This is a genomic window from Alcanivorax sp. 24 (assembly GCF_004360225.1).
Taxonomy (GTDB): domain Bacteria; phylum Pseudomonadota; class Gammaproteobacteria; order Pseudomonadales; family Alcanivoracaceae; genus Alloalcanivorax; species Alloalcanivorax xiamenensis.
The window spans coordinates 66742-89608 of sequence record NZ_SNUA01000015.1; the positions used below are offsets into that span (position 1 = coordinate 66742).

Genomic DNA, 22867 nt, shown 5'->3' on the forward strand with positions numbered 1-22867 from the left:
CATGGCGGAAGAAAGCACCCGTTTGCGGCTGCGGCAGTTGACCGCGGAAGACTACCCGGCGCTGGCCCGGCTGATGGACCAGGTTTATCACGATATCGGTGGTGCCTGGCCGGAAGACACCATCAAGGCTCTGATCCGCATCTTCCCGGAAGGGCAACTGGTGATCGACGACAACGACGAGCTGGTGGCGGCGGCACTGACCATCAAGGTGGACTACGATCGTTTCTCCAATCCGCACCGCTATGAGGATCTGATTACCGACGACAAGATCCGCTCCCACAGCCGCAAAGGTGACGCGCTGTACGGCCTGGACGTGTTTGTCGATCCGGAATACCGTGGCTATCGGCTCGGCCGTCGTCTCTACGAAGCACGCAAGGAACTGTGCCGCGACGAGAATCTGAGAGCGATTCTCGCCGGAGGGCGCTTGCCTGGCTACAAGAATCACGCCGACAAGATGTCGGTAACCGAGTACATCGCCCAGGTGGAAAGCCGGTCTATCTACGACCCGATTCTGACTTTTCAGCTGTCCAACGGCTTTGATGTCAAACGGCTGTTGACCAAATACTTGCCCGAGGATGAAAGCTCCCGTGGCTACGCCACTCTGCTGGAGTGGGACAACATTCTTTATCAGCCGGAGGAAGACGGTGAGTGGCCACGCCGCGCCACCGTGCGCATCGGCGTGGTGCAGCGCCGTATGCGTGCCGCCCGGTCGGTGGAGGATCTGTTGGGGCAGGTGGAGTTCTTCGTCGACTCACTGTCCGACTATCGAGCCGATTTCGCCGTCCTGCCGGAATTTTTCAGCGCGCCGTTGATGGGGCTGAAACCGGAACTCAACTCGGTGGAGGCGGTGCGCTATCTGGCCAGCTTTACCGATGAGGTCCGCGATGCCATGGCGGACATGGCGGTTAGCTACAACATCAATATCATCGGTGGCTCGATGCCGGTGGAAGAGAATGGCCGCATGTACAACGTAGCCTATCTGATGCGCCGGGACGGCTCCGTGGAAGAGCAGCGCAAGATCCACATTACCCCCCACGAACGCAAGGACTGGGCGATCCAGGGCGGCAATGAACTGCGCATCTTCGACACCGACGCCGGCCGTATCGGCATTCTGATCTGCTATGACGTGGAGTTCCCGGAGCTGGGGCGGCTGCTGGCGGAGCAGGGCATGGAGATTCTGTTCGTGCCGTTCTGGACCGACACCAAGAACGGTTATCTGCGGGTGCGTCATTGCGCCCAGGCGCGGGCCATCGAGAACGAATGCTACGTGGCCATTTCCGGCAGCATCGGCAACCTGCCGCGGGTGGACAACGTGGACATTCAGTACGCCCAGTCCGCGGTGTTTTCCCCCAGCGATTTCTACTTTCCCCACGACGGCATCATCAGTGAGTCCGTGCCGAACACGGAAATGCTGCTGTTCGCCGACGTGGATCTGGAAAAGCTCAAGCTGCTGCACAGTGAAGGCTCGGTGACCAACCTGCGCGACCGGAGGGGGGATCTGTACGATCTGACCTGGAAAGGACTCAGAGCGCTGGACTAGCCCGCTGGCACGCAACACGCCTGCACGCTGATTCGCAGGCAAACCGGTGAATATTGTCCGAATCCATGGCTGTAAAGCCGTGCCAACGGGCCACGGGTTTGGCGTGCCAGCGTGTTGCGTGTAAGCGTGCATGCCCTTTAACGATAATCCCGGAACGCCGCTTTCACCTCTCCCGCCAGGGCGTCATGGGCGGGGCCGGCGGCGCCGCGGACCAGTGCGATCTGGTAATGGCCCAGCTCCGGCAGGGCCCCATCCTCGTCCAGCCGCCGCAACGGCGGCTTCACCAGGCTTTGTGGAAACGGCGCCACGGCCAGATCCGCCAGCATGGCGGCCTCCTGGCCGGCGCAATGTTCACTGCTGTAGGCGATCCGGTAATCAATACCGGCGTGATCCAGCGCCGCCAATGCGACCCGGCGCCAGGCGCAGCCCTGATTGGCCAAGGACAGTGGCAGAGGACGTCGTTGTACCGCCAGGCCTCCATCGCGACCGGCCCATACCAGTGGCTCGCTGTGCACCACTTCCCCCAGCGTCGGCTCCAGGCCATCGTTCCCCACGGTCACCAGTGTCATGTCCAGATCACCGTCATTGAGCCGTTGCACCAGATCCACACTGCGCCCGGCCAGCACATCCACCTGCACCGCCGGGTGTGTGCGGGCGAAACGCGCCAGCACCCGGGGCAGAATGCGGGTGCCGACATCGTCCGGTGAACCCAGCCGCACCCGGCCGCTCAGCGCCGGTTGGAGAAAGTGGCCGACGGTTTCTTCATTGAGTTTCAGCAGGCGACGGGCGTAACCGAGCAACGCCTCGCCCTGGGGTGTGAGCCTCACTTGCCGCGCCTCGCGGATGAACAAGGGCTGATCGAGCATCTCTTCCAGCCGTTTAATTTGCATGCTCAGGGCGGAAGGCGTGCGATGCACGGTCGCCGCCGCGCGGCTGAAGCCGCCGCTTTCGGCAATGGCGACGAAACTCCGGATCACATCGATATCGAGCAGGGGAAGATCCATGGCGGCCTCCGGCGGTGTCGGGTGATTTCAAAAAAATTGAAAGGTAAGTATAGATTAATTCGTTTGATTGAATAAGGAGGCGGCGGCAGGGTGGGAAAAACTTACATTCAGGAAGGAAACCGTCATGGGTATCCACGACCCCCTTGAGCGCCCACCCGGTGGGTGGAAAGACCCGGAAACAGTGCCGGAACCCCGGCTGGCCATGCCGGTCATGCCGCCGCTGCGGCTGATCGCCAGTCTGGAAAGGCTCTGGCGCCGCCGGCGTATGGCTCGCCGATAAAAAAAGGCGCCCTGAGGCGCCTTTTTCCTGGGACCGGAGCGGCCGACTACATGTTCGGGTAGTTGGGGCCGCCGGTGCCTTCCGGAGCCACCCAGTTGATGTTCTGGGTCGGATCCTTGATGTCGCAGGTCTTGCAGTGCACACAGTTCTGCGCGTTGATCTGGAAGCGCTTCTCGCCCGAGTTCTCATCCTCCACCACTTCGTACACACCGGCCGGGCAATAGCGTTGCGCCGGTTCGTTGTACTTGGGCAGGTTGTACTCGATCGGAATGCTTGGATCCTTCAACTGCAGATGGCAGGGCTGATCCTCTTCATGGTTGGTGTTGGAGAGGAACACCGAGTCCAGCTTATTGAAGGTGATCTTGCCGTCCGGTTTCGGGTAGTCGATCTTCTTGCACTGATCCGCTGGCTTCAGGGTGTCGTGATCCGGCGTGGTATCGCGCATGGTGATCGGTAGCTTGCCGTTGAACAGGTTGATGTCCACGAAGGCGAAGGCGGAACCGATAAAGTTGCCGAACTTGTGCTGAGCCGGGCCGAAGTTGCGCTGCTGATACAGCTCCTCGTGAATCCAGCTTTTCTCGAACGCATCCTTGTAGGCCACCAGCTCATCATGGCTCTGGCCGTTCTTGATCGCTTCGGCCATCAGCTCGGCGGCGATCATGCCGGATTTCATGGCGGTGTGGCTGCCCTTGATCTTGGCGAAGTTCAGGGTGCCGGCGTCACAGCCCACCAGCAGACCACCGGGGAAGGTCATCTTAGGCAGGGATTGCAGACCGCCCTTGGCGATGGCGCGGGCGCCATAGCTGAGACGCTTGCCGCCTTCCAGGAACTTTTTGATTTCCGGATGGGTTTTCCAACGCTGCATCTCATCGAACGGAGAAACGTGCGGGTTGGAATAGGCCAGGTCGGTAATCAGACCCAGGGTGACCTGATTGTCCTCCAGGTGATAGAGGAAACCACCGCCCGGGGAGCCGGACTCAGTCAGCGGCCAACCGGCGGTGTGCACCACCAGGCCCTGGCGGTGCTTGGACGGATCGATTTCCCACAGCTCCTTGATGCCGATGCCGTAGTGCTGGGGATCGGTGCCTTCGCGCAGGTTGAATTTTTCCATCAACTGCTTGCCGAGATGGCCGCGGCAGCCTTCGGAGAAAACGGTGTACTTGGCGTGCAGCTCCATGCCCGGCATGTAGCTGTCTTTCTTCTCGCCGTTGTGGTCGATGCCGAAATCGCCGGTGGCGATGCCTTTTACCGAGCCGTCTTCGTTATAAAGGATTTCGGTGGCGGCGAAGCCCGGGAAGATTTCGATGCCCAGGCCTTCGGCCTGCTCGGCCAGCCAGCGGCAGACATTGCCCAGGGAAACCACGTAGTTGCCCTCGTTGTGCATGGTCTTCGGCACGAACAGATTGGGCACTTTGGAGCCTTTCTCGGCACCGGTGAGGTAGAAGATCTCATCATCGGTGACGGGAGTATTCAGTGGCGCGCCCAGTTCCTTCCAATTGGGGAACAGTTCGTTCAGGGCGCGAGGTTCCAGAACCGCGCCAGAAAGAATATGTGCGCCGACTTCGGAACCTTTTTCCACTACGACCACACTGAGTTCCTGACCGCTTTCCTGGGCGATCTGACCCAGACGGCAGGCGGTTGCGAGACCGGACGGACCGGCGCCGACGATGACAACGTCGACTTCCATAGATTCGCGTTCCACAGCCTGTCTCCTAACTATCGGTTGCGTTACAGCCCTTCTGCTGGGGCCGGTCGGGAACCCCCGAGCGATACACCACGTGATTCGGTGCTCGGCTCGGCGCACATTGTTCCGGGCCCTGGTATGGCCGGCCAGTCGCTGCGGGCCTTATGGGCCGGCAAGACATAGAGCGCTGTTCAGAGGTTCGGGCGCCTGCATCCGCCATCGTATAAACCGGGCGGGGGCAGGCCTTGGGGTGCGCGGAGTATATAAGCATCAGCTATATTCCACCACTTTCGGAATGGTTTTCCACGATAATTCAAACGAGCGTTTGGATTATGGTCGGATCAGTCGAAATGGGCAAGGATGGGGGAGACCGGGCAATCCTGTCATTCTTGTCGGGATGACCGCAAGGTCATGAAAAATGGACGAAAATTGATGCCTATTTGCAACAAAATCATCTGGTTACGATTTTCCGGCCTATTGACCTCGTTCCGGGCAGAGTTCAAGATAGCCGCTCTCTCGCGGGGGTGGACCCGGTAACGGCGTCGTCTCGCCTCCTTCTACAAGTCATCAGTGGAACATTCCGAGGATCCTATGAAGGTTCTTGTACCCATCAAGCGAGTCGTTGACTACAACGTTAAGGTTCGCGTGAAGGCAGACAACTCAGGTGTTGATCTCGCCAATGTGAAAATGGCCATGAACCCCTTCTGTGAAATCGCTGTGGAAGAAGCGGTACGGCTGAAGGAAAAAGGCGTGGTTACCGAGATCGTTGCCGTCTCCATCGGTCCCAAGGCCGCCCAGGAACAACTGCGTACCGCCATGGCGCTGGGCGCGGACCGTTCCATTCTGGTGGAAACCGACGAGGAAGCTCAGCCTCTGGGTATCGCCAAAGCCCTCAAAGCCATCGTTGATGAAGAAAAGCCGGAGTTGGTGATCCTCGGCAAACAGGCCATCGACGGTGACAACAACCAGACCGGCCAGATGCTGGCGGCTCTGACCGGCATGCCGCAAGGCACCTTCGCTTCCGAAGTGAACGTGGCCGACGGCAAAGTGAAAGTGACCCGTGAAATCGACGGCGGTCTGCAAACCGTTGAGCTGAGCCTGCCGGCGGTGGTGACCACCGACCTGCGTCTCAACGAGCCGCGCTACGCTTCCCTGCCGAACATCATGAAAGCCAAGAAAAAGCCGCTGGACGTGAAAGCCCCGGCCGATCTGGGCGTTGACCTGGCTCCGCGCGTCACCACCGAGAAAGTGGAAATGCCGCCGGAACGCAGTGCCGGTGTCAAGGTGGGCTCCGTTGATGAGCTGGTGGATAAACTGAAAAACGAAGCGAAGGTGATCTGATGAGTGTTTTAGTCTACGCCGAACACGATAACGCGACGCTCAACAAGGTTACCCTGAGCGTGGTTGCCGCCGCCAAGGAGATCGGTGGCGACATCACCGTCCTGGTTGCCGGTAAAGGTTGTGGCGCCGTGGCTGAAGCCGCCGCCAAGGTGGATGGCGTGAGCAAAGTGCTGTGCGCCGACAACGACGCCTACGAGCACCAACTGGCCGAAAACATCGCCGACCTGGTGGTTGAACTGGCCGGTGATTACAGCCATATCCTGGCCGCCGCCACCACCACCGGCAAGAACTTCGCGCCGCGCGTGGCCGCGCTGCTGGATGCGCCGCAGATCTCCGAAATTTCCGACGTGGTTGACGGCGACACCTTCAAGCGTCCGATCTACGCCGGTAACGCCATCGCCACCGTGAAATGCGCCGACGCCAAGAAAGTGCTCACCGTGCGTGGCACCTCCTTCGACGGCGTTGCCGAGGAAGGCGGTTCCGCCAGCGTTGAGAACGTTGACGTGGTCAAGGACGCGGGTATCTCCTCCTTCGTGGGCGAGGAACTGGCCAAGTCCGACCGTCCGGAACTGACCAGCGCCGACATCGTGATCTCCGGTGGCCGTGGCATGGGCAACGGCGACAACTTTGAAATCCTCTACAAAGTGGCCGACAAACTCGGCGCCGCCGTGGGTGCGTCCCGCGCCGCCGTTGACGCCGGCTTCGTACCGAACGACATGCAGGTGGGTCAGACCGGTAAGATCGTCGCCCCGAACCTGTACATCGCCGTCGGTATCTCCGGTGCCATCCAGCACTTGGCGGGTATGAAGGACTCCAAAGTGATCGTGGCCATCAACAAAGACGAAGAAGCCCCCATCTTCCAGGTGGCGGACTACGGTCTGGTGGCGGATCTGTTCGAAGCGGTACCGGAGCTGGACAGCAAGCTCTAAAACCGGCATTCGACGATGTCCTGGAAAGCCCGGCCCCGCGCCGGGCTTTCTGCGTTATGAACAGTCCATTCGCGAGTGAGCTCGCTTCCCACAGACGGGACAACGACGCTGCCGTGGGATGCGAGTTCACTCGCGAATAGTCCGTCTCCGGTGCTGCTGTCATGCCCTGATTTGGTGCTTTTAGGGCGGCTTGCTTCAGCATCGACCGCCGTCCTGCGCCATACCGGGGCGCAAGCCCCGGAATCCTTGCCCCTGAATTGGCATATCCCTTGCTGAGCTCGTTGCCATCCCCGTCGTTGGGGAAAGGGCCACAGGGAATAAAGCGCCATGCTGTCGATTGCACCGCCGGTGATGTCCGGCTTTGATGAGATGTTCGCCAGGGAAGGGGCGGTCCGCCCCCATTATTCCAGTTATCACGGCTGGTTGCTGGGGCAGTCCAACTCGCTGCTGCTGCGCAAGCGCCAGGAAGCCGAGCTGCTGTTTCACCGGGTCGGTATCACCTTCAACGTTTACGGGGAGGAGAGCGGCGCGGAGCGGCTGATTCCCTTCGATGTGGTTCCCCGCATTATTCCCGAGCAGGAATGGCGTCATTTGGAGCAGGGCACCGCCCAGAGGGTGAGGGCGCTGAACCGGTTTCTCGATGATATTTACCACGGCCAGGACATCATCCGTGCCGGCCGCATTCCCGCCGACCAGATCTACGGCAACGCCCATTACCAGCCCTGCATGCAGGATGTGGATCTGCCCAACCAGGTGTACAGCCACGTCAGCGGCGTGGATCTGATACGTGACGGTAAGGGCACCTGGTACGTCCTGGAAGACAATTTGCGTACCCCGTCCGGGGTCAGCTATATGATCGAAAACCGGCGTGTGATGATGCGCTTGTTTCCGGAGCTGTTCGCCGGACAGTCGGTGGCGCCGGTGGAGCACTACCCATCGCTGTTGCTGGATACTCTGCAGCACAGCAGCGCGGTGGCCTATCCCACGGTGGTGCTGCTGACCCCGGGGCGTTTCAATAGCGCCTACTTCGAGCACGCCTTCCTGGCCCAGCAGATGGGAATCGAATTGGTGGAGGGGGCGGACCTGTTCGTCAAGGATGCCTTCGTCTACATGCGCACCACCGCCGGCCCCCAACGGGTGGACGTGATCTATCGCCGCATCGATGACGATTTTCTCGATCCGCTGGCCTTCAATCCGGAGTCCATGCTGGGTGTGCCTGGTCTGCTGTCGGTATACCGGCAGGGCAATGTGGTGCTGGCCAACGCCATTGGCTCAGGCGTTGGTGATGACAAGTCGATCTATCCTTACGTACCGGAAATGATCCGGTTTTACCTGGGTGAGGAGCCGATTCTGGAGAACGTTCCGACCCGCTTATGCCGCCGTCCGGAGGATCTGGAGTACGTATTGGAGCACCTGCCGGAACTGGTGGTGAAGGAGGTTCATGGTGCCGGTGGTTACGGCATGCTGGTGGGGCCGGCGGCCAGCCGCGAGGAAATTGAGAGTTTTCGTCAGCGTCTGCGGGCGCGACCCGACAATTACATCGCTCAGCCGACTCTGTCGCTGTCCACCTGTCCGATCTTCGTCGAGCAGGGCATCGCCCCCAGACATATCGATCTGCGCCCGTTCGTGCTCAGTGATGGTCGTGACACCCGCATGGTGCCTGGCGGCCTCACGCGGGTGGCGATGAACGCTGGTTCGTTGGTGGTGAACTCGTCCCAAGGGGGCGGTACCAAGGACACCTGGGTGGTGGAGGCGCCGTCATGCTGAGCCGCACTGCTTCGGATCTCTATTGGCTGTCCCGTTTCATCGAGCGGGCCGAGAATACCGCGCGCATGCTCGACGTGGCCTGGAATCTGTCGATGATGTCCTTCGTCACCAACCCCCGTGACGAAATGATGGCCCCGTTGATGATCACCGGCACCAATGAATTGTTCATGAGCCGTCATGATCAGGTGCGGGTGCGTGACGTGCTGCACTTCTTCACGCTGGATGAAGACAATCCCGGCAGTATCTTCAACTGCCTGCGTCTGGCGCGGGAGAATGGTCATGCGGTGCGCGGCAAGATCACCGGTGAGATGTGGGAAAGCATTAACAGTACCTGGTTGGAACTGAGGGAGCTGCGCCGGGGCGGTCTTGACCAATTCGGTGTCAGCGCCTTTTTTGAGTGGGTCAAGAACCGCTCCCACCTGTTTCGGGGCGCCACCTACGGCACCATCATGCGTAACGACGCCTTCCGTTTTCTGCGTATCGGCACCTTTATCGAGCGGGCGGACAACACCGCTCGCATTCTTGATGTGAAATATCAGATCGGTGCCGCCGACGGCGGCGAGACACTGGACTTTTATCGTTGGCACGCGCTGCTTACTTCGGTGGGAGCCTATGAATCCTACCGTGAGCTTTACAGTGAGGCGATCAATGCCGACCGGGTGGCGGAGCTGCTGATCCTCGGTGCCGAGGTGCCGCGCTCATTGCGTTCCTGTATGAAGATGTTGTGCGAAATGCTGCCGGCGATCGAAGGCGAGGCCGGCCAGACCGCCAAGCGGCTGGCGGCGGTGCAGTTTGCCCGTCTGCAGTATGGCGATCTGGAGCATATTCTGGAGATCGGTTTGCATGATTATCTGACCGATTTTCTGCGTCGCGTCAACGAGCTGGCGGACACCATCCGTGAGGAATACCTGGAGGTCGTATGAAACTGTCGATTCGTCACAGCACCGAGTATCGTTACTCCGAACGGGTGCTGCACAGCACGCAATATCTGCGGCTGACGCCACGCCCGTCGCCCCGTCAGCGTGTTTTGCGCTGGCACCTGGATATGCCGGAGCCCGCCAGTGAAGCCTCCGACGGCTTCGGGAATATCCTGCACGTGCTGACCCTGGACCGGCCCCACGAATGCATTCGTCTCACCGCGGTGGGTGAGGTGGAAATCGACGGTGAGGACAGGGAAGACGATGACACTCGGATTTCCCCCCTGGTTTACTGCCGCTATTCGCCGTTTACCCGCCCTGATTCGTTGCTTCATGAACTGGCCCGGGACCACCAGAGCGGCGCCGACACTCTGGCCAATCTGGAGCATTTGAGTGGCACTATCTTGTCGAAAATGCCATTCACGCCTGGTGTCACCGATGTGTCCAGCACCGCCGCCGAAGCGTACCGGTTGGGCAAGGGAGTGTGTCAGGATCATACCCATGTGTTTTTGTCCTGCTGTCGGGCCTTGGGGATTCCCGCCCGCTACGTCAGCGGCTATCTTTACAGCGATGATTCCGAGCACGTCGCCAGTCATGCCTGGGCCGAAGTCTGGTCGGGCGATGGCTGGCACACGTTCGACGTGACCAACCAGACCCGCCGCCCAAGGCGCCATCTGAAATTGGCGGTGGGGTTCGATTATCTGGATGCTTGCCCGGTGCGCGGCGTCCGTTACGGCGGTGGCGTGGAATCCCTGCGCGCGGCGGCCCGGGTGCGGCAGACCAGCGCCGGGGATCAGTGACCGTCCGGAGAAACCGATGACTTACTGCGTCGCCATGCGCCTGGAGCAAGGGCTGGTGTTCGCCGCGGACTCGCGGACCAATGCCGGCGTCGATCAGATCGCCACTTTTCGCAAGCTGCACACCTTTCAGGTGACCGGGGAGCGTCTGGTGGTGCTGCTCAGCGCCGGCAATCTGGCCACCACCCAGAGCGTGGTCAGCTTGCTGCGCATGCGCCTGGACAGCGACCGGCCCAATCTCAACGGTGTAGGTTCACTGTACGACGTGGCGACCATCGTCGGTGCCACCAGCCGTGAAGTGCGTCAGCGCGATGCCGGCCAGACTCAGAGTTCAGTGGATTTCGGCAGCAGCTTTATCGTTGGCGGTCAGATTCGCGGTGAGCCTCCGCGGCTGTTCCTGGTCTACCCGGAAGGCAATTTCATCGAATGCACCGCGGATACGCCGTACTTTCAGATTGGCGAGACCAAGTACGGCAAGCCGATCATTGATCGGGTGGTGGAATACCGCACCTCCCTGGACGATGGCATCAAATGCGCCTTGCTGAGTCTTGATTCCACGATCCGCTCCAATCTGTCCGTGGGCTTGCCCCTGGATATCCTCAAGTACCCCCGCGACAGTTTTGATGATCATCTTCACTTTGATGTGGATGAGCATCACGAAGGCTTCCGGGCGTTGGGAGAGGCCTGGTCCCAGGCTTTGCGCGGCGCCTTTCAGGCGATGCCGGACATGGAATGGTAAGCGGCGGCCGCTTACCGGCTACGAAGCCGCTGTGGGAAGCTGCTTTAGCAGCGAGTCGGCGTGCAAGCAGGCAAGTCCGCAATTGAGGAACCGCCCTGGACGGAGCGCCAGTTTTCAATATCGCCGAATCCGCTCCGCCAACGCCAGGGCGGCGGTAAGTCCGGGTGACTCGATGCCCAGCAAGGCGATCAGGCCCGGCAGGCCGTGATCCTGCGCGTCGAACAGACAGAAATCCGTATAAGGTTCGTCCCCCAGGCGCAGTTTGGGGCGAATGCCGGTGTAGTCCGGCAGCAGCGAGGCGGGCGGCAGGCCCGGCCAATAGGCGCGCACCGCGTTTTCGAAAGCGGACTCGCGTTGGCGATTGACGCGGTAGTCCACGTCGTCGATCCATTCCACGTCCGGCCCGAAGCGCGCCTGCCCGCTGAGGTCCACGGTCAGATGCACGCCAAGGCCGTGCCGTTCCGGCAGCGGGTAGATCAGCCGTCGGGTGGGGCTGGCGCCACGCAGGCGGAAATAATTGCCGCGAGCCAGCCCCTGTCGCGGAGCCAGAGCCGCGGGCAGCCCATGCAGACGTTGCAGCAGTGGTACGCTGCCCAGTCCGGCGGCGATCACCAGTTGCTCACAACGTAACTCAAAGTCGCCCTCCGGGCCGGCCACCTGTAACTCGAAGCCGTGCCGGTCTCCGCTCGAGGCGGTCACTCTGTGACGCAAACACAGTAGCGCACCGGCGTCCTCGGCATCGGTGGCCAGCGCCATCATCAGGCCATGACTGTCGACGATGCCGGTGCGCTCGCTGGACAATGCCAGATCCGCCGCCAGCCAGGGTTCCTCGCGTTCCAGTGCGGCGCGCCCCAACCAATGCAGCCCTCCGGCGCCAGCGGCGATGGCGTTGTCGTGCAAAGCCCGCAGTTGCCGGGTCTGCTCCTCGCCTTTTGCCACCACCCATTTGCCGCAACGGCGGTGGGCTATCCGGCGGCGCCGGCAATACTCATGGAGCAGGGCATTGCCACGCAGGCAGGACATCGCTTTGAGGGATCCTGGTGGGTAATAAAGGCCGGCATGGATGACCTCGCTGTTGCGTGAGGACAGGTGCTCGCCGAAGTGCGTTTCCGCCTCCAGCAATACCGGCGCCCGGCCGGCCAGGGCCAGTTCCCTGGCAATGGCCAGGCCCACCACGCCGCCACCGATGATCACGGTTCCCAGAGTGTCCATGCCGATCATCCGGTGACGCGTCGGATGGTGAGCACGTGGGCGATACGCTCGCCATCCCAGATGTATTCATAGTGTGTGCTGGGGATCACCGACTCCACCAGGTGAGGGGAGAGCAGGGCGAAACACAGGGCTCCGGGATCGCGTACCGAACTGTAGGCCAGGCCATGTTCGTCTGCTTCGAACAGGCGCTGGCCAAGGCGGCGGGCACCGCTGTAATCCTCCGGGTGATACCAATGGTCGTCGTCGCGAAGAGGGTTGTGAATGTCGCGCAACCCGGCGGAAAAACGCACTCGCAGGCCACGCATGACAACCCGGTCGTACTTCAACCCGACCACCTGTTGGAAGTAATGTTGCTGATGGTAGCGGGTCTCGGCGATGGCGGTGGCCATGCGCTCGGCACAGTAGAGCACACCGAAACCGCCGTCGGAGAAGCGCGAGCCGGCGGGGTTGACGTGGACAAAAGGCGCCAAAGCGTAGCTGCAGCCGGGGATACCCCAGGGGCGGCGCTCCGGTGGTACCCGGTTCAGCTCTCCGATCTGGGTTTGCAGCCGGGGATTGGTCAAGGCCTGCACCGCGAACAGGGCGCTGAAATCGCTTTCCTCGGCGACATCGTCAAACAGATCGATGGGCGGATATTTGCCGTTGACCAGACGATACGCCTCCTGGTGATCAAAGGCGCGCAGAGGCAGTTCACGATAGTCCGCCTGGTTCACCACTGGCCCCCGCGCAGGCTGTCCAGATGACGGAATACCTCGTAGAGGCTGGCGACCCGCCCGGTGCTCATCGCTTCCATGGGGCTGGTGCCGTTGAAGTAGGCATTATGGTTGGGCATGCGCACGAAGCCATAGACGTTTTCCCGGTTGCCGAACAGGGTGCGCAACACCTGATGAATGTTGAGCAGATAGCTCAGGCGCTCGAGCAAATCATTGGAAACGCGGGCGCTTTCCGGGCGACTCTGGTACTTGTGCAGGGTGGAGCGGCCGACGCCGAGCAGCGCGGTCTTCTCCTTCTCCGTGCATTGCCACAAATCGAGCAGTTTGAGCACCGCTCGCAGGGCGGTATGGCGGGCCTGGTCGTCCAGGGCGGGCAGATTCCGGGTGTCGTGGGCCGGTTGCATGGGGCACCTCCTGACGTTTTGTCCATTATGAGGCACAAATTATCTACTTGTCTATATATAGACCAAAGAGTAAGACTCTGTATAATCCACAGAACTCCCGGTTTACCCGCCGGTCAAGGGAGGCAGGACATCATGGAGGAAAGCAAATAATGCGATTTCTGGCCGTATTGGCGTTGCTGGCGAGCTCACCGTTGTGGGCACGGGACACTCATTACGAGGGGCCCTATGTGGATGCGCACCTGCATTACGTGGATTTCATGCAGGAAAGCGAAGGCATGGACGCCATGTTCGAGGCCATGGACAAAGCCAGTGTGGAGCAGGCCTGGGTCTTTGGTCTGCCGGTGGTGAAGAAATGGGAGCAGGGCGCGCCGCGCCGGCCCCGCTACTTCCTTGGTGACGAAGCGCCACTGTACTACTACAGCGCCACCGACGACCTGCTGGCCCAGGCTATCGCGGCGTTGCCGCAAGAGCGCCGGCGGAAGCTGGTGCCCTTTATCAGCGGTATCAATCCCACCGACCTCAATGCCGCCCGACACGTGGAGGCGCTGATCGAGCGCTATCCGGGCCTGTGGCGCGGGATCGGTGAGCTGATCACTCGTCACGATGACCTCACCGCTCTGACCGAAGGGGAGACGCCGCGGGCCAATCACCCGGCGCTGATGAAGGTATACCGGGTCGCTGCCCGCCACGGTTTGCCGGTGCTGCTGCACAGTAATCTGACTTCGCTACGGGAGAAAACGCCGATCTATCTTGAGGAGCTGGAAGACGCGCTCAAGGAAAACCCGAAGACCCGCTTTATTCTTGCCCACGCCGGCACCAGTGGTGGGGTGGAAGCGCGGCAGGCGCCGCTGGAAACGCTGCCGGCCATTGTCCGCGCGCTGCTGGAGCGCTATGACAACCTCCATGTGGATCTGTCCTGGAGTGTGCGGGAGCACTATCTGCTGGACGACGACAAACCGCGCAAGGAGTGGCTGACGCTGATCAATGACCACCCCGACCGGTTCACCCTGGGCACCGACCTGGTCGGGCATTTCGACAGCATGGAGAAGATCCTCAACAGCTACCGGCCACTATTGGACGCCCTGCCGGCAGACGTGGCGCGACGGGTGGCCAGCGACAACGCCAAGGCGCTGGTGCCGGAAAAGGGCGCCGTGGCGAAATAGGAAGATCACGGTTCACAAGCCCACTACTGTCCTTCAGGTGTGGGGCCGGCCGCGGACACGCAACACACTGATACTGGCACGCCGATTCGCTGGCAAGCCAGCTTCCCACAACGAAAACCACGGAGCCGCTGTGGGAAGCTCCCTTGGCAGCGAATACGGTGGGAACTCCATCTCCACAGCCTGTAAACAGGCTTTGGGTTTGGTGTGTTAGTGTGTCGCAAGCCGCGATCGTGACCTCAATCCCGTCGCCGTAACCGCCTCAGCAGACTGGATGTGTCCCAGCGGCCGCCGCCCATGGCCTGAATGTCCTTATAGAATTCGTTGATCTGCGCGGTCACCGGCAAGGGCGTGCCGGTGCGGTTGGCCTCGGCCAGACAGATCATCAGATCCTTGCGCATCCAGTCCACGGCGAAACCATGGTCGTACTCATCGGCGATCATGGTCTGGTGGCGGTTCAGCAATTGCCAGGAACTGCCGGCACCGGCGCCGATCACCTGCATGGCTTTTTCCGCGTCCAGCCCGGCATCCCGGGCAAAAGCAATGGCTTCGGCCACGCCCTGGATCGCCGCGCCCACGCAAATCTGGTTGGCCATTTTGGTCAACTGCCCGCTGCCCGCCGGTCCCATCAGCACCACGCTCTTGCCATAGTGATCCAGCACCGGAGCGACACGCTCAAACGCCGCTTCCTCGCCGCCACACATCACCGAAAGCTGACCGTTCTCGGCGCCTTGCTGGCCGCCGGAAACCGGCGCGTCGATGAAATGCGCTCCCTGCTCGCGGCAGGCCTGGTCCAGAGTCCGCGCCATGGTGGCGCTGGCGGTGGTGTGATCCACCAGCACCGCGCCAGTGCTCAGAGCGCTCACCGCGCCGTCTTCGCCAAGAGTAACCTGATGCAGATCCTGGTCATTGCCAACACAAAGGAACACCGCCTCGGCCCCTTCGGCGGCCAGTGCCGGCGTAGCGGCATGGCGGCCGCCGTATGCCTTCACCCAGGCTTCGGCTTTGGCCCCGGTACGGTTGTAGACCGCCACGTCCAGGCCGGCACGGGCCAGGTGACCGGCCATGGGGTAGCCCATAACGCCAAGGCCGATAAATGCGACTCGGGAAATCATTGGGACTCCTCCAGGTTGTAGATGGCGAAGCTGTCGGCGGTGAGGCTGCCCAGCAGCAAGCGCTGTCCGTCCTGCTCCACGCTGGTGATGGGAGAAAAGGCATTGTCACCGAGGTGCTGCAGGTTATGGGTAACGTTGCCGTCGGTATCCAGACCCAGCACGAAGGCGTGGCGGGCCGGCTGCGGCTGCATGAACTCCGGTAGCCGGAATACTACTTTGCGCAGCAGCGGCTTGTCGGCCATGGCGTCCAGAGCGGCATTGCGCGGCGCGAACAGGGCCACCCAGAAAGTATCCTTGCCGTTACCGGAGATGCCGTCGGGAATACCCGGCAGATTGTCGATGAAGATCTCGTGTTCGCCGGCGCGAGCACCGCCGAGCCAATAACGCTGCACCCGGTAGCTGCCGGTTTCCACCACCAGTACATAGGATTCGTCCGGGGCCAGCGCCACGCCATTGGCGAATTGCAGGCCATCCAGCAACACCGTGGTGGTGTCATCGCTCGGATCGTATTTGAGCAGCCGGCCATGGCCGCCGTGCTCGATGATGTCGTCCCGTGCTTTCATCGCCGGGCCGAATTTGCTGGAGGCGTCGCTGAAATAGATGACACCGTCACTGGCCACGTCCACATCATCGGTAAACCTGAAGGGTGCGCCATTTGCTTCGTTGGCGAGCACGGTGACCGCCCCGGATTGCGCGTTGATACGCAGTAGCCCCTTGTGGCCGTCGGCCACCACCAGGGTGCCGTCCGGTGCGAAATCCAGTCCCAGTGGCCGGCCGCCGGTGTTGGCGATCAGGTCGGCATCGCTACCATCGCCTCGGAAACGGACAATGCGCCCGTCCTCATAACCCACATAGAGACGGCCCTCTTTATCCACCGCCACATCTTCCGGGCCATGGCCTTCGCCTTCCGCCAGGCGGTGTGCCCGGCTGAGGTGGTCATTCACCGCGTACGGGCCTTCCAGAGGGGGCGCTTCGGGGGCGTCCCAGGCCACCGGCTCCACCGGCACCGGCCAGAACAGCAGATAGCCGGCCAGGATCAGAAGAACCAGGGTCAGCAGCGTTTTTTTCATTTTCCTTCCTCAATCTCGGAGCCTCGAGTACGGGGCGCGGTCGGTCCCGACGAACATGATAGGCTATCATGCCAATGGGTGGTGGCGACGGTCTTCCCTCGGGTATCGTGAAAGCCTGCGAAAGGGAAAGCCGGACACGACAATGGAACAGGGTGCCGGCACCGGATAATAGTGGATAAGGACAGCGATATGAGCAACGTTAATCCGGAACAGGGCAGTTTGCAGGTGGCGGCGCCCGACGCGCTGGCGGCGGAATTGAATCCGGCCGTGATAGTGACGGACGATGAAAATCAGGCGCTGGCGCAGCGGGCCGATCAGCTCGTCGGGCAATTGCTGTCGGCGGCGCAGGGGAGTGATCAGAATCAGGTGCGCGGCGCGGTGGACAATATAGGACGGGAGGTGCAGAAGCAGGCCGCCCGTCAAAGCCGGCTGCTGGAGGAGCCGGTGCACCGGCTGGCCAGCCGGGCCGAGGACGGCGGACCGGTGGCCAACGCCCTGGTCGACCTGAAGATCCAGGTGGAATCTCTGGACCCGGCACGGGTGGATTTGTCACCGGGCTGGTTTTCCCGGCTGGCCGGCTTTCTGCCCTTCGTTGGCACGCCGCTGAAACGCTATTTTTCCCGCTACGAATCCGCATCCACGGTGATCGCCGCCATTGTCGAGTCGCTGGAGCAAGGCCGTGAACAGTTGCGCCGGGACAACATTACCCTGCAGGCCGATCAGAATGACATGCGCGAGAGCGGCCGGCAGTTGAGCCGGGCCGTCGCCCTGGGTGAACAGATCGATGCGCGCCTCTCCCGTGCCCTGGATCGTGACATCGACCCGCGGGATCCGCGTCACGGATTCGTGCAGGAGGAACTTCTGTTTCCATTGCGTCAGCGGATTCAGGACATGCAGCAGCAGCTGGCGGTGAACCAGCAGGGCGTGCTCACCACCGAAGTGATCGTGCGTAATAACCGGGAATTGATTCGCGGCGTGGATCGCGCCACCCAGGTTACCGTCAATGCCCTGAAGGTGGCGGTGACGCTCGCCATGGCGCTGGCCAATCAACGCATCGTGCTGGACAAGATCGACGCCGTGAACAAAACCACCGACTCGTTGATTGCCGGTACCGCTCAGCGGTTGCGCCAGCAGGGCGCGGAGATTCATACCCGCGCGGCGTCCACGCAATTGGATATGGAGGTACTGCGGCAGGCGTTCGTCGATATCAATGCGTCGTTGGAAGACATCGCCCGGTTCCGCCGGGAAGCGCTGCCGGGCATGGCCAATTCGATTCAGAAAATGGCGGCGCTGACCCGCAAAGGCGATGAAGCGCTGGCCCAGTTGGAGCAAGCCGAGGCCTCCCGTTCGGCCCTCGCCATCGACCTCAATCCGTGATGGGCGGGAGGCAGTGATAGTGTGCGTGCCATGACGCGTGGTCTGATTGCTTATTTCCGGGATTGTCTGGCGGAGGATGGCGGCGACCGTCTGATTACCGACCTGTTCGCCCAGTCCGAGCGCGGCCATGTTTTTTTTCGCGCCGATGGGGAGCGGCCCCTCGAGGCCAGTCACTGGCCGATAGCCGGGCCGGAGGCGCAACGGCTGCGCCAGGAGCTCAGTGCCCAGCGCCAGGAACGGCGTCTCATGGCGGGACTGTTCGTGGTGAGCGTGGCGGTGGACGGTGAGGGATCCCGGCGCGGATACGTGCGCGCGCCCTTATTGATCGCCGAAGCGATGGTGAGCGACGGGCAGAGTGACAATGCCGCCATCGAAGTGGACGGCTTTCGTTATAACAGTGCCGTGTTGGACGCCTTGGCGGAGTCAACGCCCTGGGTTGCCGAGTTGGACCCGGAACAGGTGGACGCGGACACTCTGGCGCGTGTTCTGACATCGATGGAGAGTCGGGAATACGCCGATAACGCCCGGGGCTTTCCACGGCCTCGCAGTGGTACCCGCCCACGCTATACGCCCGCGGGCGTGGTCTGGCTGTCGGCCCGCTCGCCCTTGCAGCGCAGCGTGCTGTTCGAGCTTGAGCGACTGGCGGCGGGGGAGGTTCCTTTGTCGCCGCCTTTGCGGCAGGTGCTGGGAGAGCCGGTGCCGGCTCCGGAACAGGTGCGGCCGGCCGAGCCGGACACCTTGCCGGCCAGTCTCACTCACGCCCAGCAACACACCCTGCAAAACGCCGCCTCGCAAACGCTCAGCGTCATCAATGGTCCGCCCGGTACCGGCAAGACCTATACGTTGTCCTGCCTCACCGTGGACCGGGTGATGCGCGGCGAATCGGTGCTCATCGTATGCAGTAACGAGCATGCCGCCGATGTGGTGCGCGGCAAACTGGACGCGTTGTTCGGTGAGGCCGGGGATCTGATTCTGCGGGCCGGTCGCGGTGATCATCGCAAGCACTTGCTGGAGCGGCTGGACTATTGGCTGTCCGGGGAAATGGCGTTGGCGCCGGAGCCGGAACGGCCGGCCCTGCTGAAACGCATGGACCTGGCGACCCGCGCCTACCGGGATCTGGAGCGGCGATTCCGTCGGGATTTGCGCCGGGCGGAACGGGCCGGTGAGCGTGCCGGTGGGCCATGGACTCAAGTACGGCGTTGGTGGGCGAGCCGGCGTTTGTTGGCGCAACCGACGCTGGCGCGGCAGTGGCAGCAATTGCAGGCGTCGGTGGAGGCGCATCAGGAGCTGGCACGGCGTACGCTCGAAGCGGGAGCCAACGACAATCTGGCGACGCTGTTGCGTCAGCGTCGCAATCAGCTGAGTACCTTGTCGCGAGCGCTGCGTTCCCGTAGCGGAGCCTTGCGGCAGGACCGCTTCGATAAACTCGACTGGTCGCTGCTGACCAGCACTTTCCCGGTATGGGTGGTGTCCGCCCATGCTCTGAGCCGAAGCCTGCCGGTCAATGAAACGGTATTTGATCTTGTGGTGATGGACGAGGCCACCCAGTGCAATCTGCCATTGGCACTACCGGCACTGCAGAGGGCCCGTCGAGCGGTGGTGGTGGGAGACCCCAAACAGCTGCGTCATTTCTCCTTTCTCGCCCGTGATCGTCAGCAGGCACTGTCGATCCAGCACGAAGTCACCGGGGCACCGCTGGATCTGGATTACCGGGAGCGCTCGCTGCTGGATTATGCCCTGGACGCGGTGACCAGCCAGGAGGCGGTGGCATTCCTCGATGAACACTTCCGCAGCCATCCGGCGTTGATCCGCTTCAGCAATGCGGAGTTCTATTCAGACCGGCTCAAGGTGCTGACCCGTCTGGATAATCGTGAGGCGGATCAGCCGCTGCGGCTGGAGAGCTGTCCGGTGACGCTGAAGGACACCGTGAATCTGGCGGAAGTGGACCGGGTGATGACGCGGTTACAAGGATTGGTCGAAGCGTGCCGGGATTTGCCGGACGACCGCTGCCCCGAGATCGGGGTGGTGGCGATGTCCCGCGCCCTGGCCACGGTATTGGAGAACCGGCTGCTGGAGCGCTTCGAGCTGGCCACGCTGGGGCGTCACAATCTTCGCGTTGGCACGCCTTACGCCTTCCAGGGGGAAGAGCGGGATTTCATGCTGATCGCTACTGGCGTTTATCCGGGCCGTTCGGCGGCGGCCTGGCGTTACCTGGAACGGCCGGACGTGTTCAATGTGGCGGTGACCCGGGTGCGTCACCGCCAGTGGCTGTTCGTCGGTGAGGGGGCTCTGGATGAGCGGCCACGGGGATTGCTGGCCCGCTATGTGGCCACGGTGGAGCGAGAAAAGGATATGGCCATCAGCGCCTCGCCAGCGGTGGAAGCCTTGCGGCGGGAATTGGTCGGGGTGCTGGAAGGGTGGGGCGCGCGTTGCGAACTGGATTACGTGTTCGCCGGCCAGTCCCTGGATCTGCTGGTGCGTCATGCCGGTGGCGCCCTGGCCATTGATGTAATCGGTGTGGGGGAGGCGGGAGAGGCCTGGCAGTGGCAGCGCTATCGGTTGCTGGAACGGGCCGGGTTGGCCTTGTTTCCAATCAGTGCTCTGGACTGGAGCCATCGCCGGGAAGCGCTGCTGGAGCAGTTGCAGGCACGTCTGGCGCTTTCCGATGCCGAACCGGTGAGCGCCCGTCCTTACCATTCCCTGCGCTGGCGCCTGCAAGTGTTGGAAGCGCCGCGATTGCAGCGCTTGCTGGGAGAATTGGAGCAAGTGCATGGCCAGGTGCTGCACTGGCTGGACCAGCGTTTTCTGCCCACCGAACTGACCTACCAGCGTTACCATGACGGTGTGGAGCAATTGCAGCGCGCGGCGCTGGCCGAACTGGAAGGCGCCTGTGTGCTGCTGGAAGGGATTCGTGAACTGGACGAGGACATTGACGCCGATATTGATGAGCGCCTGGCGGCCTGCCGCGCCGCGGTGGACGCCTTGAGCCGGTTGGGAAAAGAACTGGCGTTGCTGCGACAGGAGGATTCCGGTCTGCGGGGAGCACTGGATGATGTGCTGAAACTGGCGGACAGAGTGTCTTTGTATCAGCGTTGAGGCGTTGACGTATCGCGGCTTGTGAGCACGCTTATTTCGCGCATTCGCTGCCAAGGCAGCTTCCCGCAGGGGGCTACAGAGTCGCTGTGGGAAGCTGCCTTGGCAGCGAATGAACGTGTCAGTGAACTGGTGGGACATCAGAGGCTCACGAGCCCCGATTCCTGTTTCGCCCAATACGAAAACGCCGGCCCGAAGGCCGGCGTTTTCGTCTGACACCGAGGTGTCCCGAGGTGCCTACTTGCGCTCGTTGAGCGGCACGAAGGAACGCTCGGTCTCGCCGGTGTAGAGCTGGCGAGGACGGCCGATCTTGTAGGGATTGGAGATCATTTCGTTCCAGTGCGCGATCCAGCCCACGGTACGGGACAGGGCGAAGATCACGGTGAACATGCTGGTCGGAATGCCAATCGCCTTGAGGATGATCCCGGAGTAGAAGTCGACGTTCGGGAACAGCTTCTTCTCTTTGAAGTACGGGTCGTTGAGGGCGATCTCCTCGAGCTTCATGGCAAGTTCGAGTTGCGGATCGTTGATGCCCAGTTCGGCCAGTACTTCGTGGCAGGATTCGCGCATCACCGTGGCACGCGGGTCGTAGTTTTTGTACACCCGGTGGCCAAAGCCCATCAGCTTGAACGGATCGTTCTTGTCTTTCGCCTTGGCGATGAACGTGTCGATCTGGGAAACGTCGCCGATCTCTTCCAGCATCTTCAGCACCGCTTCGTTGGCACCGCCGTGAGCCGGACCCCACAGGGCGGAAATGCCGGCGGCGATACACGCGAACGGGTTGGCGCCGGAAGAACCGGCCAGACGCACGGTGGAGGTGGACGCGTTCTGCTCGTGATCGGCGTGGAGGATGAAGATGCGATCCATGGCGCGGGCCAGGGTCGGGCTGATCTTGCTGTCCTCGCAGGGGTTGCCGAACATCATGTGCAGGAAGTTTTCCGCGTAACCCAGATCGTTGCGCGGGTACATCAGTGGCTGACCGAGACCGTACTTGTAGCACATGGCCGCGATGGTCGGCATCTTGGCGATAAGACGGAACGCGGTGACATCACGATGAGTGGGGTCATTGATGTCCAGCGAGTCGTGATAGAACGCGGACAGCGCCCCGACCACGCCGCACATGATCGCCATTGGATGGGCGTCACGGCGGAAGCCGTTGAAAAAGTTGCGAATCTGCTCGTGCACCATGGTGTGGTTCTTCACGGTGCTGACGAATTCCGCTTTCTGCTCGGCGCTCGGCAGTTCGCCGTTGAGCAGCAGATAGCACACTTCAAGGTAGTCGGACTTGGAAGCCAGTTCCTCGATGGAATAGCCGCGGTGCAGCAGCTGGCCTTTCTCGCCGTCGATGTACGTGATCTTGGATTCGCAGGACGCGGTGGACGTAAAGCCCGGGTCGAAGGTAAAGATGCCATTGGCGGTGAGGGAGGACACATCAATGACGTCCTGGCCCAGGGTCGGCGTATGGATCGGCAGTTCCAGATCCTCCCGGCCCTCTACCTTGAGAATGGCTTTCTTCTCGGTCATGGGAATTTCTCCTCGGTGTGTAGAGGGAGCAGCAGCGGAACCTGTGGACAGCGTCCGGACGGCGATGCCGAGCAGCGGCTGTTCAAAGGTCCCCCAAGGTCCTCCAGAGCGCGGGGGACGTTAAAGTTTTGGCCTGTCTTTGTCAACGAAGAAGGGACCATGGGAAAAGGTGTCTTTTGCAGGGTAAACAGCTTGTTACGG

19 protein-coding genes are annotated in these 22867 nt (G+C 61.7%); 11 read left to right on the top strand and 8 right to left on the bottom strand.

Going from position 1 to position 22867, the window contains the following annotated elements; translation table 11 throughout:
* Position 1: 1 nt before the first annotated feature.
* Entirely contained in the window at positions 2-1540 is a 1539-nt protein-coding gene (locus E0L37_RS17575; RefSeq protein WP_133492972.1) for a bifunctional GNAT family N-acetyltransferase/carbon-nitrogen hydrolase family protein, read from the top strand.
* Between the two features lie 137 nt (positions 1541-1677).
* On the opposite strand, the gene E0L37_RS17580 is transcribed toward E0L37_RS17575, so the two are convergent.
* Positions 1678-2544, bottom strand: coding sequence for a LysR family transcriptional regulator (locus E0L37_RS17580; protein WP_133492973.1), 867 nt, complete (start codon positions 2542-2544; stop codon positions 1678-1680).
* Between the two features lie 124 nt (positions 2545-2668).
* Between E0L37_RS17580 and E0L37_RS21560 the strand changes: the two genes are divergently transcribed.
* Positions 2669-2824: a hypothetical protein gene (locus E0L37_RS21560; protein WP_159661456.1), complete on the top strand. Its 156-nt coding sequence runs from the start codon at positions 2669-2671 to the stop codon at positions 2822-2824.
* Between the two features lie 46 nt (positions 2825-2870).
* On the opposite strand, the gene E0L37_RS17585 is transcribed toward E0L37_RS21560, so the two are convergent.
* A complete protein-coding gene (locus E0L37_RS17585; protein ID WP_133492974.1) occupies positions 2871-4526 on the bottom strand; it encodes an electron transfer flavoprotein-ubiquinone oxidoreductase in 1656 nt (551 codons plus the stop codon).
* Between the two features lie 573 nt (positions 4527-5099).
* Between E0L37_RS17585 and E0L37_RS17590 the strand changes: the two genes are divergently transcribed.
* The 6 genes from E0L37_RS17590 to E0L37_RS17615 all read left to right on the top strand — a co-directional run bounded on the left by E0L37_RS17590 (position 5100) and on the right by E0L37_RS17615 (position 10998).
* A complete protein-coding gene (locus E0L37_RS17590; protein WP_133492975.1) occupies positions 5100-5849 on the top strand; it encodes an electron transfer flavoprotein subunit beta/FixA family protein in 750 nt (249 codons plus the stop codon).
* Positions 5849-6778, top strand: a complete 930-nt coding sequence (locus tag E0L37_RS17595; RefSeq protein ID WP_133492976.1) for an electron transfer flavoprotein subunit alpha/FixB family protein — start codon at positions 5849-5851, stop codon at positions 6776-6778. The genes E0L37_RS17590 and E0L37_RS17595 overlap by 1 nt, the downstream gene beginning before the upstream one ends.
* A 351-nt stretch (positions 6779-7129) precedes the next feature.
* Positions 7130-8545 carry a circularly permuted type 2 ATP-grasp protein gene (locus E0L37_RS17600; protein ID WP_205655644.1) on the top strand — a complete coding sequence of 472 codons (1416 nt, stop codon included), beginning with the start codon at positions 7130-7132 and terminating at the stop codon, positions 8543-8545.
* On the top strand, positions 8539-9468 hold the full coding sequence (locus E0L37_RS17605; RefSeq protein WP_133492978.1) for an alpha-E domain-containing protein: 930 nt from the start codon (positions 8539-8541) through the stop codon (positions 9466-9468). Before E0L37_RS17600 ends, E0L37_RS17605 begins: the two co-directional genes overlap by 7 nt.
* On the top strand, positions 9465-10262 hold the full coding sequence (locus E0L37_RS17610; protein ID WP_133492979.1) for a transglutaminase family protein: 798 nt from the start codon (positions 9465-9467) through the stop codon (positions 10260-10262). The genes E0L37_RS17605 and E0L37_RS17610 overlap by 4 nt, the downstream gene beginning before the upstream one ends.
* A 16-nt stretch (positions 10263-10278) precedes the next feature.
* The gene (locus E0L37_RS17615; protein WP_133492980.1) at positions 10279-10998 is read left to right on the top strand and encodes a proteasome-type protease; all 720 of its coding nucleotides are present in this window, start codon (positions 10279-10281) and stop codon (positions 10996-10998) included.
* Between the two features lie 114 nt (positions 10999-11112).
* On the opposite strand, the gene E0L37_RS17620 is transcribed toward E0L37_RS17615, so the two are convergent.
* Genes E0L37_RS17620 through E0L37_RS17630 form a run of 3 tightly spaced genes read right to left on the bottom strand, consistent with a single transcriptional unit; the run spans position 11113 to position 13327 of the window.
* Positions 11113-12210, bottom strand: coding sequence for an NAD(P)/FAD-dependent oxidoreductase (locus E0L37_RS17620; protein WP_133492981.1), 1098 nt, complete (start codon positions 12208-12210; stop codon positions 11113-11115).
* Between the two features lie 5 nt (positions 12211-12215).
* Entirely contained in the window at positions 12216-12923 is a 708-nt protein-coding gene (locus E0L37_RS17625) for an RES family NAD+ phosphorylase (protein WP_133492982.1), read from the bottom strand.
* The gene (locus tag E0L37_RS17630; protein ID WP_133492983.1) at positions 12920-13327 is read right to left on the bottom strand and encodes an MbcA/ParS/Xre antitoxin family protein; all 408 of its coding nucleotides are present in this window, start codon (positions 13325-13327) and stop codon (positions 12920-12922) included. The genes E0L37_RS17625 and E0L37_RS17630 overlap by 4 nt, the downstream gene beginning before the upstream one ends.
* A 149-nt stretch (positions 13328-13476) precedes the next feature.
* On the opposite strand from E0L37_RS17630, the gene E0L37_RS17635 reads away from it, so the two are divergent.
* Positions 13477-14490, top strand: a complete 1014-nt coding sequence (locus E0L37_RS17635) for an amidohydrolase family protein (protein WP_133492984.1) — start codon at positions 13477-13479, stop codon at positions 14488-14490.
* Positions 14491-14726: 236 nt separating this feature from the next.
* Here the strand turns inward: E0L37_RS17635 and E0L37_RS17640 are convergent, their stop codons facing one another.
* Entirely contained in the window at positions 14727-15602 is an 876-nt protein-coding gene (locus E0L37_RS17640) for an NAD(P)-dependent oxidoreductase (RefSeq protein WP_133492985.1), read from the bottom strand.
* Positions 15599-16672, bottom strand: coding sequence for an SMP-30/gluconolactonase/LRE family protein (locus E0L37_RS17645; RefSeq protein ID WP_133492986.1), 1074 nt, complete (start codon positions 16670-16672; stop codon positions 15599-15601). The genes E0L37_RS17640 and E0L37_RS17645 overlap by 4 nt, the downstream gene beginning before the upstream one ends.
* Before the next feature lie 189 nt (positions 16673-16861).
* On the opposite strand from E0L37_RS17645, the gene E0L37_RS17650 reads away from it, so the two are divergent.
* Positions 16862-18049 carry a toxic anion resistance protein gene (locus E0L37_RS17650; protein WP_133492987.1) on the top strand — a complete coding sequence of 396 codons (1188 nt, stop codon included), beginning with the start codon at positions 16862-16864 and terminating at the stop codon, positions 18047-18049.
* A gap of 30 nt (positions 18050-18079) precedes the next feature.
* The gene (locus E0L37_RS17655) at positions 18080-21145 is read left to right on the top strand and encodes an AAA domain-containing protein (protein WP_240687496.1); all 3066 of its coding nucleotides are present in this window, start codon (positions 18080-18082) and stop codon (positions 21143-21145) included.
* Positions 21146-21379: 234 nt separating this feature from the next.
* Here the strand turns inward: E0L37_RS17655 and gltA are convergent, their stop codons facing one another.
* Complete coding sequence (gene gltA, locus E0L37_RS17660; RefSeq protein WP_133492989.1) at positions 21380-22666, bottom strand: citrate synthase; 1287 nt, start codon at positions 22664-22666, stop codon at positions 21380-21382.
* Between the last annotated feature and the right edge of the window lie 201 nt (positions 22667-22867).